Raw genomic sequence first — 13899 nt, 5'->3', positions numbered from 1 at the left:
GGGCACGCTCCCGGACATGACCGGATTGCTGCTGATCACCACCGACGACCTGCTTCTCGACGAGCTGCTGCGCCTGGCCGCGGCGGCCGGGCTGACCCCGGAGGTGACCGACGACCTCTCCACCGCGATGCGTGCGTGGTCGCGCGCCCCCGCCGTGGTGGTCGGCGCGGACCTGCTCGCCGGACTCGCCCGGATGGGGCCACCACGCCGCCGGGCGGTGCACGTGGCCGGTTGGGGCGCCGCTGGCGAGTCACTCTTCCGGGACGCGCTCGCCGTCGGCGCCGAGCACGTCGTCGAGCTGCCCGAGGGCGCCTCCTGGCTGACCGCCCTGCTCACCGACGTCGGCGACGATCCCGGCGGTCGCGGGCTGACCGTGGGGGTCGTCGGCGGCTCGGGCGGCGCCGGCGCGACCACCCTCGCCTGTGCGCTGGGCCAGGCGGCCGCGCTGACCGGGCCGACCGTCGTCATCGACCTCGACCCCCTCGGGCCCGGTGTGGACCGGGTGCTCGGGATGGAGGAGCAGCCCGGCGTGCGCTGGGCGGAGCTGGCGGCCACGTCGGGCCGGCTCGGCTCGCGGTCCCTGCGCGAGGCGCTGCCGCGCCGCGGTCACCTGGGCGTGCTGGCCTGGAGCGGTGGCCAGGTCCGCTCCGCGCCGCCCGACCCTGGTGCCGTACGGGAGGTCCTGGCGGCGGCCGCGCGCGGCCATCAGCGGGTGGTGCTCGACCTGCCGCGCGGCGAGAGCGAGCTGATGAGCCGCTGCGACGAGGTGGTCGTCGTGGTCGCGCCGACGATCACCGGCGTCGCCTCGGCGGCGCGACTCGTCGACGGCCTGGTCGCCGACGGCATCGACACCGGCCGTGCCGGCCTGGTCGTCCGCGGGAGTGGCGTCGATCCCGACGCGGTCGCGCGCGCGGTCGGGCTGCCGGTGCTCACCGCGATGCCCGACCAGCGCGCGCTGGGCGAGGCGATCGATCTGGGGCTCGGGCCGCTGCGGTCGCGGCGCGGCCCGCTGGCGCGCGCGACCGCCGCCGTCCTCGACCGGTGCCGGGTCCAGGCGATGGCCGCGTGAACGGCCCGGTCGCGCCGCCCGAGCTCGCCCCCGAGGTGATCGAGGGGGTGCGCGACTGGCTGGCCCGCAGACCCGGCCACCTCACCCCGCACCGGGTCGCCGAGGCGCTGCGCGCGGCGGGCCGGCCGGTGGGCGACGCGACCGTGCTGGCCGCCTACGAGACGTTGCGCCGCGACGTCGTCGGCGCCGGACCGCTCGAGCCGCTCCTGCGCGAGCCGGGTGTCACCGACGTGTTGGTCAACGGGGCCGAGCAGGTCTTCATCGACCGCGGTGCCGGGCTCGAGCCCGCCGCGGTCTCCTTCCCCGACGAGGCCTCCGTGCGCCGGCTCGCGCAACGGCTGGCCGCGGCGGCGGGGCGCCGGCTCGACGACGCGACGCCCTATGCGGACGTACGGCTCGCCGACGGCACCCGCTTCCACGCCGTGCTCGCCCCGCTGGCGCGCCCGGGCACGACGATCTCGCTGCGGGTGCCGCGGCAGCGGGCCTTCGAGCTCGCCGAGCTGGTGGCAAGCGGGATGGTCACCGCGCCGGGCGCCGAGCTGCTGACTCGGCTCGTCGCTCGCCGGCTCGCCTTCCTGGTCACGGGTGGGACCGGCTCGGGGAAGACCACCTTGCTCGACGCCCTGCTGTCCTTGGCCCCGCCCGAGGAGCGGCTGGTCGTGGTCGAGGACTCCTCCGAGCTGCGCCCGCGCCACCCGCACGTCGTCGGCCTGGAGGCGCGCCCCGCCAACATCGAGGGCGCCGGCCTGGTCGAGGTGCGCACGCTCGTCCGCCAGGCGCTGCGGATGCGACCCGACCGGCTGGTCGTCGGTGAGGTCCGCGGGGCTGAGGTCGTGGACCTGCTCGCGGCGCTCAACACCGGGCACGAGGGAGGTTGCGGGACGCTCCACGCCAACTCCGCCGCCGACGTCCCCGCCCGGGTCGAGGCGCTCGCCCTGGCCGCCGGGCTGGGCCGCGAGGCCGCCCACAGCCAGCTCGCCTCGGCCCTGGACGTGGTGCTGCACCTGCAGCGCGTCGGTGGGCAGCGCCTGCTGGTCGAGATCGCCGTGCCGCGCCGCGAGCCCTCCGGCCTGGTGGTGATGGAGACCGCGGTGTCGTGGGCCGGAGGGCAGGTGCGGGAGGGGCCGGCCGCGCGGGTCCTGTCGGAGCGGCTGTCGTGATGCCGGCCGGGGCGGTGCTGTGGGCCGGCGCGCTGGCGGGGATCGCGGTGGCGCTGCTGGCCTGGTCCCCGCCGATGATCGGGCGCGGTCGTCCGGCGGATCCGCGCTGGCTCCTGGCCGCCGCCGTCGCGGTGGGGGTCGCCAGGCTCCCGATGCGCTGGTCGCCCGTCGGCCTGATCGCGCTCGGGGCGGTGCTGGGCGGCGTACGGCTGTGGCGTGCCCGTCGCGCCCGCGTGGCCGCGACCGCTGTCGCGGGCCGGGTGGTGGAGATCTGCGAGCAGCTCGCCGCGGAGCTGGCATCGGGCCAGCCGCCCGGGCTGGCGCTCGACCGGTGCGCCGGGGAGTGGCCGCCGCTCGCGCCGGTCGCAGCGGCCTTCCGCGTGGGTGCGGATGTGCCGTCGGCCTGGCGCTCGCTGGCCGCACAGCTCCCCGGCGCCGCCGACCTGCGGCTGGTCGCCGCGGCCTGGCAGGTCTCGAGCCGTACGGGCCAGGGGCTGGCCTCCGCGATCGACCGGGTGGCACTCGACCTGCGCGCCGCTGCGGGCACCCGGCAGGTGGTGGCCGGCGAGCTCGCCTCGGCCCGGGCCACGGCCCGGATGGTCGGGCTGCTGCCGGTGGCGGCGCTGGCGATGGGCTCGGGCGTGGGCGGCGATCCCTGGTCGTTCCTGCTCGGCACGCCGATCGGGCTCGGGTCACTGGCGCTCGGGCTGGTCTTCGGCTGGGTCGGGCTCGCCTGGATCGAGCGGATCGCGGCCGGGGTCGTGCCGTGAGCGGCATCGCGTGGGCCACCGGGCTGAGTGCTGCGGGAGCGGTGGCGCTGCTGCTGCGGCCGGCCGCTCCGGCCGTCGCGCCGCCCCGCGCCGTAGGCAACGACGGGGCGATCACCGCGCCGGTGACCGATCCCGGCTGGATGCGGCGCTGGCGGGTGCTGTTGGCCCTGTCGGCGGCGGTCGGCGCGCTCACCTTCGTGGGCGGCGTCGCCGGTCTGCTCGCCGCGCCCGTCGCGGCGGTCGGGACCTGGGTCGCGATCGCACGGATCGAGCCGGCCGGTGTGCGTCGCGCGCGCGAACAGGTCGCCCGCGAGCTGCCCCATCTGGTCCGGCTGCTGGGGACGGCGCTGAGCGCGGGCACCCCGCCCGCGGCTGCGCTGGAGATCGTCGGCGAGGCCCTGCCCGGCCCGGCGAGCGACCGGCTCCGGCCGGTGGCCACCAGGCTGCGGCTCGGCGCCGACCCTGCGGCGGCCTGGGCCGCGCTCGCCGCGGACCCGGTGCTCGCGCCGCTGGGCCGTGCGCTCAGCCGCGCCGAGGACGGCGGCCTGTCGGTGGCCGCGACGATCGCCCGGCTCGCCGACGACCTGGCCCAGCGCGAGCGCGCCGAGGTCGAGCGCCGGGCGCGAGCCGTCGGGGTGAAGGCCGCCGTACCGCTCGGCCTCTGCCTGCTCCCCGCCTTCCTGCTGATCGGGATCGTCCCGCTGGTCGGTGGACTGATCACCACCATCGCCTGGTGAGTCGAGAGGTCACTTCTCGTGGCTCGAGAGGTCACTTCTTGTGGGCCGAGAGTCGTCCACTTCCTGCCCACAGGCACTCGTCGGGCGCCGGTTTCCACAGCCGCTCAGGAGCCCGTGGCGGGCGTGGCCGTCGCTGCCGAGGCTGGAGTCACCACGCCGCGCCGCGGCCCGACGAAGAGGAGCGCTCGATGTCCCACCGCCTGATCCACCGCCCGCAGTCCGATCGCGGGATCACCACCGCCGAGTACGCGGTCGGCACCGCCGCCGGAGCCGGGCTGGCCGGCCTGCTCTACAAGCTGCTCACCGGCGGCCTGGGCGACGAGCTGCTGCACAAGCTCTTCGACCACGTGATGTCGCTGCTCGGGATCTGAGCCGGGATGCGACGCGAGCGGGGTGCCGCCACGGCCGAGCTGGTGGCGGTGCTGCCGGGGCTGGTCGCGGTCGTGCTGGCGCTGGCGTGGCTGCTGAGCCTCGGCATCGCCCAGGCCCGGACCGTCGACGCTGCCCGCGAGACCGCCCGGGCCGTGGCCCGCGGTGACGAGGATTCCGCAGCGGTCGGTCGTGGGCGGCAGGTCGCCCCGGCCGGCACCACGATCGCGATCAGCCATGACGGCACGCGGGTCGTGGCGACCGCGAGCGTCGAGGTGCACGGCCCCGGCGGCCTGCTCGGCTTCCTGCCAGGCGCCCATCTGCACGCCTCCGCGACCGCCGCAGACGAGGCCGCGGCGGCCTCCCCATGAGCCGGCGCCACGGGCGCGATGAGTGTGGGGCCGTTACGGTGCTCGCGGTGGCGATGCTGGGGGTGCTGGTCCTGATGGCGGCAGCGCTGGCGGTCGGCGAGGCGATGGTGGTCGCCCACCGGCGTGCCCAGTCGGCGGCGGATCTCGCCGCGCTGGCCGCCGCTCAGGCGATCCAACACGCGCACGACCCGTGCGCGGCAGCCGCCGAGGTCGCCACCGCGAACGGCGCGATCCTGACGGGCTGCGCCGTCGAGGCGTACGACGTCACGATCAGCGCGGCCGTCCCCGGGCCCCGCTGGCTCGGCGCCCACGCCGACTTCGCCGCTCAGGCGAAGGCAGGCCCAGGCCCCACGTGACGCGGCTCGCTCCGTCGCCTCAGAGCTGCTCGCCGGAGTCCTTGTGCTCGCCGCGCTCCATCTCCTCGAGCTTCGCGGCCATCCTCTGCAGGTGGCGCTTCTCCTTGCGCTGCTTCAGCTGGCGCTTGCCCCCGAATCGGAGGATGCCGAGACCCCAGAGGATCGCGACCCCGGAGAACACCCCGAGCAGGAAGACCGCGGTCGAGCCCAGATGGATGCCGAGGATGCTCGCGTCGCCCGCATCTCCGGTCGTGAAGATGCCCGCGAGCAGGACGAGAACACCGACGACGACGAGGACCAGACCCAGGGCCACCATGCTTGGAGGCTACGACGATCCCAGCAGGATGCGCAGCAGAAGCGCCGCGCCGCGCTTGTCGAGCGGGTTGTTCTGGTTGCCGCACTTGGGCGACTGGATGCAGGAGGGACAGCCCTCGAAGCACTCGCAGGCCTCGATGGTCTCCAGGGTCGCGGTGAGCCACTCCCGGGCGGCCTCGAAGCCGCGCTCGGCGAAGCCCGCGCCCCCCGGATGGCCGTCGTAGACGAAGACGGTGAGCACGCCCGTGTCGGGGTGGCGTGCGGTGCTGACGCCGCCGATGTCCCAGCGGTCGCAGGTCGCGATCAGCGGCAGCAGTCCGATCGAGCAGTGCTCGGCGGCGTGCGCGGCCCCGGGGATGTCGGTCGCGCTCAGCCCGGCGTCCTCGAGCACGACGTCGGGGACCGTCCACCAGACCGCGCGGGTCCGCAGCGTCCGCTCGGGGAGGTCGAGCGGCTCCTCGCCGATCACCTCTCCGCCCGGTTGGCGGCGCTTGAGGAAGGAGACGACCTGGTGGCTGACGTCGACCTCGCCGAAGGCGAGGCGGCAGTCGCCCCAGCGCTGCTGCTGGTGCTCGGCGACGATGCTGATGTCGGTGATCTCGCGCGCCGAGGTGGTGTAGCCGGGGTCGGCCCGGCCGATGACGGCGACGTGCTCCTCGAGGTCGAGGTCGTGCACGAGGTACGTCTCCCCGCGGTGCAGGTAGACCGCGCCGCGATGGGCGGAGCCGTGGGCGCTGCCCCCGTCGACGGTGCCCACCACCCGGCCGGTCTCGGCCTCGACCAGCTGCACCGGTGAGCCGCCGGCCGAGCGGATGTCGGCCAGGTCGGCGGCGCGGCGACGATCGGTCCAGTACCAGCCGCGGGGTCGCTTGCGGAGCAGACCACTCGCCTCGAGAGAGGCGACCACCTCAGGTGCCGTCGGGCCGAAGAGCGGCAGATCGGCCTCGGTCAGCGGGATCTCCTGGGCAGCAGCGCACAGCTGCGGCGCGAGCACGTACGGGTTGCTCGGGTCGAAGACCGTCGCCTCGACCGGCGCGCCGAGCAACGCGTCCGGATGCGTGACGAGGTAGGTGTCCAGGGGGTCGTCGCGGGCGACCATCACGCCGAGCGCGTCACCGGCGCCGCGTCCGGCGCGGCCGATCTGCTGCCACAGCGCGGCACGCCGCCCCGGGTAGCCCGCCAGCACGACCGCGTCCAGCCCGCTGACGTCGACGCCCAGCTCGAGCGCGTTGGTGGCGGCCAGGCCGAGCAGGTCGCCGCGGCGCAGTCGCTCCTCGATCTCGCGGCGCTCCTCGGGGAGGTAGCCGCCGCGGTAGGACGCGACCCGGCCCGGCAGGGACGGATCGACCTCGGCGAGCAGGCCCGCCGCGGTCATCGCGACCTGCTCCGCGCCGACCCGCGAGCGGACGAAGACCAGAGTGCGCACGTCGCTGGAGACCAGATCGGCGAGCAGGTCCGCGGCCTCGGAGGAGGCGGCACGACGGATGGGGGCGCCGTTCTCGCCGGCGAAGGTCGTCAGGGGCGGCTGCCACAGCGCCAGGCTCACCGTGCCGCGCGGGGAGCCGTCGGCCGTCACCGGGAGCACCGGAAGCCCGGTCAGCCGCTCGCCGGCGACCTCCGGCTCGGCGACGGTGGCCGACGCCAGCACGAAGGTGGGCGAGGACCCGTACGAGGCGCACACCCGGCGCAGTCGGCGCAGGACGTGTGCGACGTGCGCCCCGAAGACGCCGCGGTAGTGGTGGCACTCGTCGATCACGACGTAGCGCAGCGACCCGAAGAACGACGCCCAGCGGTCGTGCCCGGGCAGCAGCGATCGGTGCAGCATGTCCGGGTTGGTGAGCACGTACTCGCCGTACTCCCGCGTCCAGTCGCGCTGCTCGCGGCTGCTGTCGCCGTCGTGGGTGGTGGCGCGGACGTCCAGACCCAGGCCGCGGATCCGGCTCAGCTGGTCCTGCGCGAGTGCCTTGGTCGGCGCCACGTAGAGCACCGAGGCGCCGCGCTCGCCGCGTGCGCCCCGGCCGGCGAGGATCGCGCTCAGGCCGGGCAGCTGGTAGCCGAGCGACTTGCCCGAGGCGGTACCGGTCGCCAGCACCACGTGCTGGCCCGCATGCGCCGCCTCGGCCGCGACCACCTGGTGCCGCCACGGTGCCGTCACGCCCTGCGCGGCGAACGCGGAGACCACCTCGGCGGGCGCCCAGGAGGGCCATTCCGCGCTCACCGCGTCGCGCGGCGCGAGCGTCTCGACGTGGGTCAGCCGACCGTCGCGTCCCGGCGCCGAGGCGAGCCTCTCCAGCAGCACGCTCATCGGCGATGCGGGCAGGACAGAAGGGGACGGCACTCCCAGATTGTGCCAAAAGAGACCCAGTTGCCGAGTTTTCCACAACTACTGGGCAGTATTTCGTACCTTTACCCGCAGGCAACCGTTGCGTGGTTACATAAGGGCGGCTAACAGCAGCCGGCGACTCATCGAGGGAGTGCTCACACGTGGATCTGACGCTTGCGACCCGCGAGGTCGGCGAGACGACCGTGGTTGCCGTCGGTGGTGAGATCGACGTTTACACCGCGCCGAAGCTGCGCGACAAGATCACCGAGCTCGTCGGAGCGGGCGTCTACGACATCGTCATCGACCTCGAGGCGGTCGAGTTCCTCGACTCCACCGGTCTGGGTGTGATCGTCGGCGGCCTGAAGAAGGTGCGCGCCCACGACGGCTCGCTGCGCCTGGTGTGCACCCAGGACCGGCTGCTGAAGATCTTCCGGATCACCGGCCTGGCCAAGGTCTTCGACATCCACCAGAGCGCCGACGCCGCCGTCGCCGCCGGCTGATCTGCTCCCGCACGCCGCTGAGCGCGCTCCGCGCGCTGACCGCCGTGTTCGCGGTCGGCGCCTGAGCCCGTGCCTCGCGCGCGCGGCCGCTCACGCGGTCGCCTAGGCTCGGTCGCGTGAGCGACCTGACCGACCTTCCCCTCCGCCTCCGTGAGGCGCTCGAGCGCGCCGGCTTCACCTACGACGGCGTCGCCGAGCTGCTCGGCCCGCTGGCGCACACCGCGCTGGCGCGCAACGAGACCGTGCCCGGTCTGGTCCGCACCCGCGGCGGCTCCCCGCTGGAGACGCTCGTGCGGCTCTTCCTGCTGCAGACTCCCGTCAGCCACGAGCAGGCCGAGGAGGCGCTGCCGGGCCTGGTCGACAAGCTCTCCGTGGAGGGGATCCTGGCCCAGTCGGTCGGCGAGGTCGCCGCGCGCCTCGACGTACGTCCCTACGCCGCCGACGACACGCACCTCTGGGTCGTCTCCGACCTCACCCCTGGTCTCGACGGGCTGCCGCAGCGGGTCGGGTCCGACCACGTCCTCGGCATCAGCTCGGCGTCCACGTCGCTGGCTCAGCTCACCCTGCGCAACCAGGTCGGCCGCTCCCTCGACCTAGGCACCGGCTGCGGCGTCCAGGCACTCCACCTCGCCACCCACAGCGACCAGGTCGTCGCCACTGACGTCAACCGTCGCGCGCTGTGGGTCACCCGCTTCAACGCCGCTCTCAACGGCGTCGCTGACAAGATCGACGTCCGTGACGGCTCCTTCTTCGAGCCGGTCGCCGACGAGCGCTTCGACCTGATCGCGACCAACCCGCCGTTCGTGATCTCGCCGGCCACCGGCGAGCGGCTGGTCTACCGCGACTCCGGCCTCCCGGGCGACCGGGTCGTCGAGGACATCGTCCGTGCCGCGCCGAGCCTGCTCGCCGACGGCGGCTGGTGCCAGATCCTGGCGAACTGGATCATCTCCAAGGAGATGCCGTGGGACGAGCGCCTGGCCGCCTGGATGGAAGGCAACGAGGAACAGGCCGACGCGTTCGTCGTCCAGCGCGAGATCCTCGACCCGGCCTCCTACGTCGAGCTGTGGCTCAAGGACGCCGGCCATCATCCGTCCACTGGCGCCGCCCACATCGACGACTACCGACACCGCTACGAGACCTGGCTCGACTGGTTCGAGCGGCAGGGCATCGAGGGCGTCGGCTTCGGCTGGATCAACCTCCACAAGTCCAACGCCTCCACCGCTCGGCACGACTTCCTCGAGTGGCCCTACGAGGTCGAGCAGCCCATCGCGCCGGCGCTCGGTGCGTGGGGCGAGGTCGCCCACGCCGAGGTCGGTCTCGGTGACCGGCTGGTCCGGCCCAACGACATCCAGCAGGAGACCCTTGGCGCTCCGGGCGCCGAGGACCCCTCGGCCGTCGTTCTGCGCCAGCAGCGCGGCCTGCGCCGCGCCCGACAGGCCGACACCGTCGAGGCGGCCCTCGTCGGCGCTTGCGACGGCGACCTCACCCTCGGCCAGATCCTGGACGCGCTCGCCGAGATCCTCGAGGCCGACGCCGCGGAGACCCGCGCGACGTACCTCCCGGTCGCCCAGGAGCTCGTCCGCGAGGGCTTCCTGACCAAGGACTGACGCCCACGGCGCTCACGCCGCCTCCCTGTCCAGCTCCCGGGCGGCCAGCGCACGATCGCGCACCCGGATCAGCGCCCGTCGGGTGGATGAGGTGAGGATGCTCGGGTCGCCGTAGACGGCCAGCCTGCTTCCGCCATCGCCCCACTCCCACAGGCCGATCAGCGCGCGCCGGATCGGCCGGGCGTACATCGCGGCCCCACCGGGCGTGCCCAGCGCCCGCTTGATCGCGGGTGACGTCACCCCGGTCGACCCGACCACGCCGTTGGCCTCGCCGATCGCCCACGCCACCCCGGCCGCGACATAGGACGCCGACACCGGCGACAGCACCGCCCCGGGATCGAGCGTCCAGACGAGGACGAGGCCGCGCAGGAACGCCACCTCCATCTCCGGGCAGAAGAGGTCGGCGGCGAGCGTGCGCAGCAACGTGGCCACCTCCCCCACCCGTGGCTCCGCGGGCAGGGTCACCTCTCCGCGCAGTGGACCCGTGCCGAGAGCCATCACCGCGTCATAGCTCCCGCAGACGCCGGCGAGCCACCCCAGCGCGCGCTCGTACTCCTTGACCGGGGGTCGGTCGAGCTCCTGCTCGAGACGTTCGATGAGCGTGATCAGGCGCTCGTGGAGCGCGCTGTCGCTGGCCTGGCGACACTCGTCGCAGGGGCAGTCGTAGTAGTGCATCTGCAAGACCTCCGGTGGTGCTCGATGGATGGGTCTCGCCGTCCGAGGACGACCGTGCCAGACGCCTCCGACAGTTTTGATCTGGCATGCACGCGCTACCGTTCGCTCCGTGGCACACAAACTGGTGATCGTCGAGTCCCCGGCGAAAGCGCGCAAGATCGGCGACTACCTCGGCAAGGGGTACGTCGTCGAGGCTTCCATCGGCCACATCCGCGACCTGCCGCAGAGTGCCGCCGACACCCCGGCCGCGATCAAGGACAAGCCCTGGGGCCGCCTCGGGGTCGACGTGGAGAACGGCTTCGAGCCCTATTACGTCGTGCCCCGGGACAAGAAGTCCCACATGACCAAGCTCAAGAGCCTCCTGAAGGACGCCGACGAGCTCTTCCTCGCCACCGATGAGGACCGCGAGGGGGAGGCGATCGCCTGGCACCTGCTCGACGAGCTCAAGCCGAAGAAGGGCATCCCGGTCAAGCGGATGGTCTTCCACGAGATCACCGAGCCGGCGATCCTCGCCGCCGCCGCCAACCCGCGCGAGCTCGACATGGACCTCGTCGAGGCCCAGGAGGCGCGTCGCATCCTCGACCGCCTCTACGGCTACGAGGTCTCCCCGGTGCTGTGGAAGAAGGTCATGTCCGGCCTCTCCGCGGGCCGCGTCCAGTCCGTCGCGACCCGCCTCGTCGTCGACCGCGAGACCGAGCGGATGGCCTTCCGCCAGGCCACCTACTGGGACCTCGAGGGCACCTTCGACGCCGGCGCCAAGCAGGACCAGCGGATGTTCCCGGCGAAGCTGCACAGCATCGACGGCGCCCGCATCGCGCGCGGCACCGACTTCGACAACACCGGCGCCCTGAAGGCCAAGAGTGATGTCGTCCACCTCGACCGCACCCGCGCCGAGGCCCTCGTCGCCGCGCTCAGCGAAAGCACGTATGACATCCGCTCGGTGGAGTCCAAGCCCTACCGCCGCAGCCCGTACGCCCCGTTCCGCACCACCACCCTGCAGCAGGAGTCCAGCCGCAAGCTCGGCATGAGCGCCAGCGTCACGATGAGCGTCGCCCAGCGCCTGTACGAGAACGGCTACATCACCTACATGCGTACCGACAGCACCACGCTGTCCGGTGCCGCGATCGACGCCGCGCGCAGCCAGGTCCGCGAGCTCTACGGCGCCGAGTACCTGCCCGACAGCCCCCGCGTCTACGCCTCCAAGGTGAAGAACGCGCAGGAGGCCCACGAGGCGATCCGACCGGCCGGCGACAGCTTCCGCACGCCGGCGCAGACCGGCCTGACCGGCGACCAGTTCCGGCTCTACGAGCTGATCTGGATGCGCACCGTCGCCTCCCAGATGAAGGACGCCGTCGGCAACACCGTCACCATCCGCCTCGGCGGCACCGCGACGAGCGGCGAGGACGTCGTCTTCTCGACCAGCGGTCGCACGATCACCTTCCACGGCTTCCTCAAGGCGTACGTCGAGGGCACCGACGCCGCCGACGCCGAGCGCGACGACGCCGAGACCCGCCTGCCGAACCTGCAGCAGGGCGACGCGGTCAGCGCCGCCAGCCTGAGCGCGGAGGGTCACGAGACCCGCCCGCCGGCGCGCTACACCGAGGCCACCTTGATCAAGGAGCTCGAGGAGCGCGAGATCGGCCGCCCCTCCACGTACGCCTCGATCATCGGCACGATCCTCAACCGCGGCTACGTCTACAAGAAGGGCACGGCCCTGGTGCCGGCCTGGATCGCCTTCTCCGTGGTGCGCCTGCTCAAGGAGCACTTCGAGCGGCTGATCGACTACGACTTCACCGCGCTGCTCGAGTCCGTCCTCGACGAGATCGCCAACGGCCAGAAGGACCGGGTCTCCGAGCTGCACGAGTTCTACTACGGCTCCGACAAGATCGACGGCCTCAAGAAGCTCGTCGACGAGCTCGGCGAGATCGACGCCCGGGAGCTGGCGACCTTCCCGATCGGCGGCCCCGACAGCGGCATCGCGCTGCGCGTCGGGCGCTACGGCCCCTACATCGAGGGCCCCGGACCCGACGGCGAGGACGGCGCGACCGTACGGGCCAACGTGCCCGACGACCTGCCGCCCGACGAGCTGACTTTGGAGAAGGCCAAGGAGCTCTTCGCCAACCCCGCCGGCGAGGAGATCCACCTCGGCAAGCACCCCGAGAGCGGTCTCGAGGTCGTCGCCAAGAGCGGCCGGTACGGCCCGTACGTCACCGAGCTGCTGCCCGAGGACGCCCCGAAGAAGGCCAAGGCCCGTACGGGATCGCTCTTCAAGTCGATGACCCTCGACACGATCACCCTCGACGACGCGATCAAGCTCCTGAGCCTGCCGCGCGTCGTCGGCGTCGGCGAGGACGGCGAGGAGATCACCGCCCAGAACGGCCGCTACGGCCCGTACCTCAAGAAGGGCACCGACTCGCGCTCGCTGACCTCCGAGGAGCAGCTCCTCACGGTCACCCTCGAGGAGGCCCAGGCGATCTACGCCCAGCCCAAGCAGCGGGGTCGCGCAGCGGCCGCCGCGCCGCTCAAGGAGCTCGGCCCGGACCCGGTCTCCGGCCAGCCGGTCGTGATCAAGGACGGTCGCTTCGGCGCGTACGTCACCGACGGTGAGTACAACGCGACCCTGCGCAAGGACGACGCCATCGAGACGATGACGATCGAGCGCGCCGCCGAGCTGCTCGCCGAGAAGCGCGCCAAGGGCCCGGCGAAGAAGACGGCCAAGAAGGCTGCCAAGAAGACCACCAAGACGGCAGCGAAGAAGTCGACGGCCAAGAAGACCACCACGAAGAAGGCTGCTGCGAAGAAGGCATGACCGCTGCACCCCTGCGTCACACCGAGATCGTCCTCGAGCGCGAGGAGGGCACGTCCTTCACCGTGACCATCGTCCGGGCGGTCGACGCCGGCCCGACGGCTCCGGTGGTCCTCGTCCAGCCTGCGATGGGCATGAAGGCGCGCTACTACCCGCCGCTCCTGGAGGCGCTCGCCGCCGCCGGCGTGCACGCGGCGGTCTCCGAGCAGCGCGGCCATGAGGCGACGGGTGGCCGCCTCCCGTCCCGCGCCTACACGTTCGGGTACGCGGACCTGGTCGCCGACCTCGGCCTGGCCGTCGACGCGGTCCGGGCCGAGCTGCCGGGCGCGCGCGTGGTGGTGCTCGGCCACAGCCTCGGCGGTCAGATCGCCTCGCTGTACGCCGCGCGGCGCCCGGACGCGCTCGCCGGCCTGATCTTCGTCGGATCCGGCACGCCGCACTGGCGCGACTTCAGCCGCAAGCTGCTCGTCGCCGCGTACGGGTTCCCGCTGGTCGCCCGCATCGTCGGCCACTTCCCCGGCGAGCGGCTCAACTTCGCCGGTCGCGAGGCGCGTGGGCTGATGCGCGACTGGGGCCACCTCGCCCGTACGGGCCGCTTCGCGGGCGGCGACGCCGGCCTGGCCGACCTCGAGATCCCGGTCCTCGCGATCTCGATCGAGGACGACTGGCTGGCGCCGATCTCCTCGGTCGACGGCCTGGTGGACAAGCTCGCCGCCGCCACCGTGACGCGCGTGCACGTCGAGGAGCCCGGCATCGATCACTTCAAGTGGGCCAAGCAGACCGACCCGGTCGTGCCGCTGATCACGGACTGGCTCAAGACTGTCCGAGTCGCCCCGTAGGG

Annotated in this window: 14 protein-coding genes; 11 read left to right on the top strand and 3 right to left on the bottom strand. The window is 73.4% G+C overall.

From position 1 onward, the window contains the following. The first annotated feature begins 16 nt into the window (after positions 1 to 16). The 7 genes from ssd to KSO98_RS02180 all read left to right on the top strand — a co-directional run bounded on the left by ssd (position 17) and on the right by KSO98_RS02180 (position 4832). Entirely contained in the window at positions 17 to 1069 is a 1053-nt protein-coding gene (ssd, locus tag KSO98_RS02210) for a septum site-determining protein Ssd (RefSeq protein WP_225283187.1), read from the top strand. Continuing rightward, a complete protein-coding gene (locus KSO98_RS02205; RefSeq protein WP_225283185.1) occupies positions 1066 to 2229 on the top strand; it encodes a TadA family conjugal transfer-associated ATPase in 1164 nt (387 codons plus the stop codon). The genes ssd and KSO98_RS02205 overlap by 4 nt, the downstream gene beginning before the upstream one ends. Continuing rightward, on the top strand, positions 2229 to 2999 hold the full coding sequence (locus KSO98_RS02200; RefSeq protein WP_225283184.1) for a type II secretion system F family protein: 771 nt from the start codon (positions 2229 to 2231) through the stop codon (positions 2997 to 2999). Before KSO98_RS02205 ends, KSO98_RS02200 begins: the two co-directional genes overlap by 1 nt. Further along, positions 2996 to 3736, top strand: a complete 741-nt coding sequence (locus tag KSO98_RS02195; protein ID WP_225283183.1) for a type II secretion system F family protein — start codon at positions 2996 to 2998, stop codon at positions 3734 to 3736. The genes KSO98_RS02200 and KSO98_RS02195 overlap by 4 nt, the downstream gene beginning before the upstream one ends. A 188-nt stretch (positions 3737 to 3924) precedes the next feature. Further along, positions 3925 to 4107 carry a DUF4244 domain-containing protein gene (locus KSO98_RS02190; protein WP_225283182.1) on the top strand — a complete coding sequence of 61 codons (183 nt, stop codon included), beginning with the start codon at positions 3925 to 3927 and terminating at the stop codon, positions 4105 to 4107. A gap of 6 nt (positions 4108 to 4113) precedes the next feature. Then, positions 4114 to 4476, top strand: a complete 363-nt coding sequence (locus KSO98_RS02185) for a TadE family type IV pilus minor pilin (RefSeq protein WP_225283181.1) — start codon at positions 4114 to 4116, stop codon at positions 4474 to 4476. Continuing rightward, positions 4473 to 4832: an Rv3654c family TadE-like protein gene (locus KSO98_RS02180; RefSeq protein WP_225283180.1), complete on the top strand. Its 360-nt coding sequence runs from the start codon at positions 4473 to 4475 to the stop codon at positions 4830 to 4832. The genes KSO98_RS02185 and KSO98_RS02180 overlap by 4 nt, the downstream gene beginning before the upstream one ends. A 19-nt stretch (positions 4833 to 4851) precedes the next feature. Here the strand turns inward: KSO98_RS02180 and KSO98_RS02175 are convergent, their stop codons facing one another. Together KSO98_RS02175 and sftH are read right to left on the bottom strand one after the other, a co-directional pair. After that, on the bottom strand, positions 4852 to 5148 hold the full coding sequence (locus KSO98_RS02175) for a hypothetical protein (protein ID WP_225283179.1): 297 nt from the start codon (positions 5146 to 5148) through the stop codon (positions 4852 to 4854). 9 nt (positions 5149 to 5157) lie between these two features. After that, on the bottom strand, positions 5158 to 7452 hold the full coding sequence (sftH, locus tag KSO98_RS02170) for a DEAD/DEAH box helicase (RefSeq protein WP_225283424.1): 2295 nt from the start codon (positions 7450 to 7452) through the stop codon (positions 5158 to 5160). Positions 7453 to 7631: 179 nt separating this feature from the next. On the opposite strand from sftH, the gene KSO98_RS02165 reads away from it, so the two are divergent. Continuing rightward, on the top strand, positions 7632 to 7970 hold the full coding sequence (locus KSO98_RS02165; protein ID WP_225283177.1) for an anti-sigma factor antagonist: 339 nt from the start codon (positions 7632 to 7634) through the stop codon (positions 7968 to 7970). Positions 7971 to 8086: 116 nt separating this feature from the next. Then, the gene (locus tag KSO98_RS02160; protein WP_225283176.1) at positions 8087 to 9577 is read left to right on the top strand and encodes a DUF7059 domain-containing protein; all 1491 of its coding nucleotides are present in this window, start codon (positions 8087 to 8089) and stop codon (positions 9575 to 9577) included. A gap of 12 nt (positions 9578 to 9589) precedes the next feature. Here the strand turns inward: KSO98_RS02160 and KSO98_RS02155 are convergent, their stop codons facing one another. Then, positions 9590 to 10252 carry a hypothetical protein gene (locus KSO98_RS02155; RefSeq protein WP_225283174.1) on the bottom strand — a complete coding sequence of 221 codons (663 nt, stop codon included), beginning with the start codon at positions 10250 to 10252 and terminating at the stop codon, positions 9590 to 9592. Between the two features lie 109 nt (positions 10253 to 10361). Here KSO98_RS02155 and topA point away from each other — a divergent pair, with 109 nt between their 5' ends. Both topA and KSO98_RS02145 read left to right on the top strand, forming a co-directional pair. After that, entirely contained in the window at positions 10362 to 13061 is a 2700-nt protein-coding gene (gene topA / locus KSO98_RS02150; protein WP_225283173.1) for a type I DNA topoisomerase, read from the top strand. Next, positions 13058 to 13897, top strand: coding sequence for an alpha/beta hydrolase family protein (locus KSO98_RS02145; protein ID WP_225283171.1), 840 nt, complete (start codon positions 13058 to 13060; stop codon positions 13895 to 13897). Before topA ends, KSO98_RS02145 begins: the two co-directional genes overlap by 4 nt. The last annotated feature ends 2 nt before the right edge of the window (positions 13898 to 13899 follow it).

The sequence above is a fragment of the Nocardioides nematodiphilus genome (genome assembly GCF_020216525.1).
GTDB classification, from domain to species: Bacteria; Actinomycetota; Actinomycetes; order Propionibacteriales; family Nocardioidaceae; genus Nocardioides; species Nocardioides nematodiphilus.
This window is presented reverse-complemented; position numbering and strand designations above follow the sequence as displayed.

What these genes read in the sequence shown, in the direction of transcription:
- KSO98_RS02180 (WP_225283180.1), top strand. Translation starts at nt 4,473, where the DNA reads ATGAGCCGGCGCCACGGGCGCGATGAGTGTGGGGCCGTTACGGTGCTC.
- ssd (WP_225283187.1), top strand. Translation starts at nt 17, where the DNA reads ATGACCGGATTGCTGCTGATCACCACCGACGACCTGCTTCTCGACGAG.
- KSO98_RS02155 (WP_225283174.1), bottom strand. Translation starts at nt 10,252, where the DNA reads ATGCACTACTACGACTGCCCCTGCGACGAGTGTCGCCAGGCCAGCGAC.
- KSO98_RS02175 (WP_225283179.1), bottom strand. Translation starts at nt 5,148, where the DNA reads ATGGTGGCCCTGGGTCTGGTCCTCGTCGTCGTCGGTGTTCTCGTCCTG.
- KSO98_RS02190 (WP_225283182.1), top strand. Translation starts at nt 3,925, where the DNA reads ATGTCCCACCGCCTGATCCACCGCCCGCAGTCCGATCGCGGGATCACC.
- KSO98_RS02200 (WP_225283184.1), top strand. Translation starts at nt 2,229, where the DNA reads ATGCCGGCCGGGGCGGTGCTGTGGGCCGGCGCGCTGGCGGGGATCGCG.
- KSO98_RS02185 (WP_225283181.1), top strand. Translation starts at nt 4,114, where the DNA reads ATGCGACGCGAGCGGGGTGCCGCCACGGCCGAGCTGGTGGCGGTGCTG.
- KSO98_RS02145 (WP_225283171.1), top strand. Translation starts at nt 13,058, where the DNA reads ATGACCGCTGCACCCCTGCGTCACACCGAGATCGTCCTCGAGCGCGAG.
- sftH (WP_225283424.1), bottom strand. Translation starts at nt 7,452, where the DNA reads ATGAGCGTGCTGCTGGAGAGGCTCGCCTCGGCGCCGGGACGCGACGGT.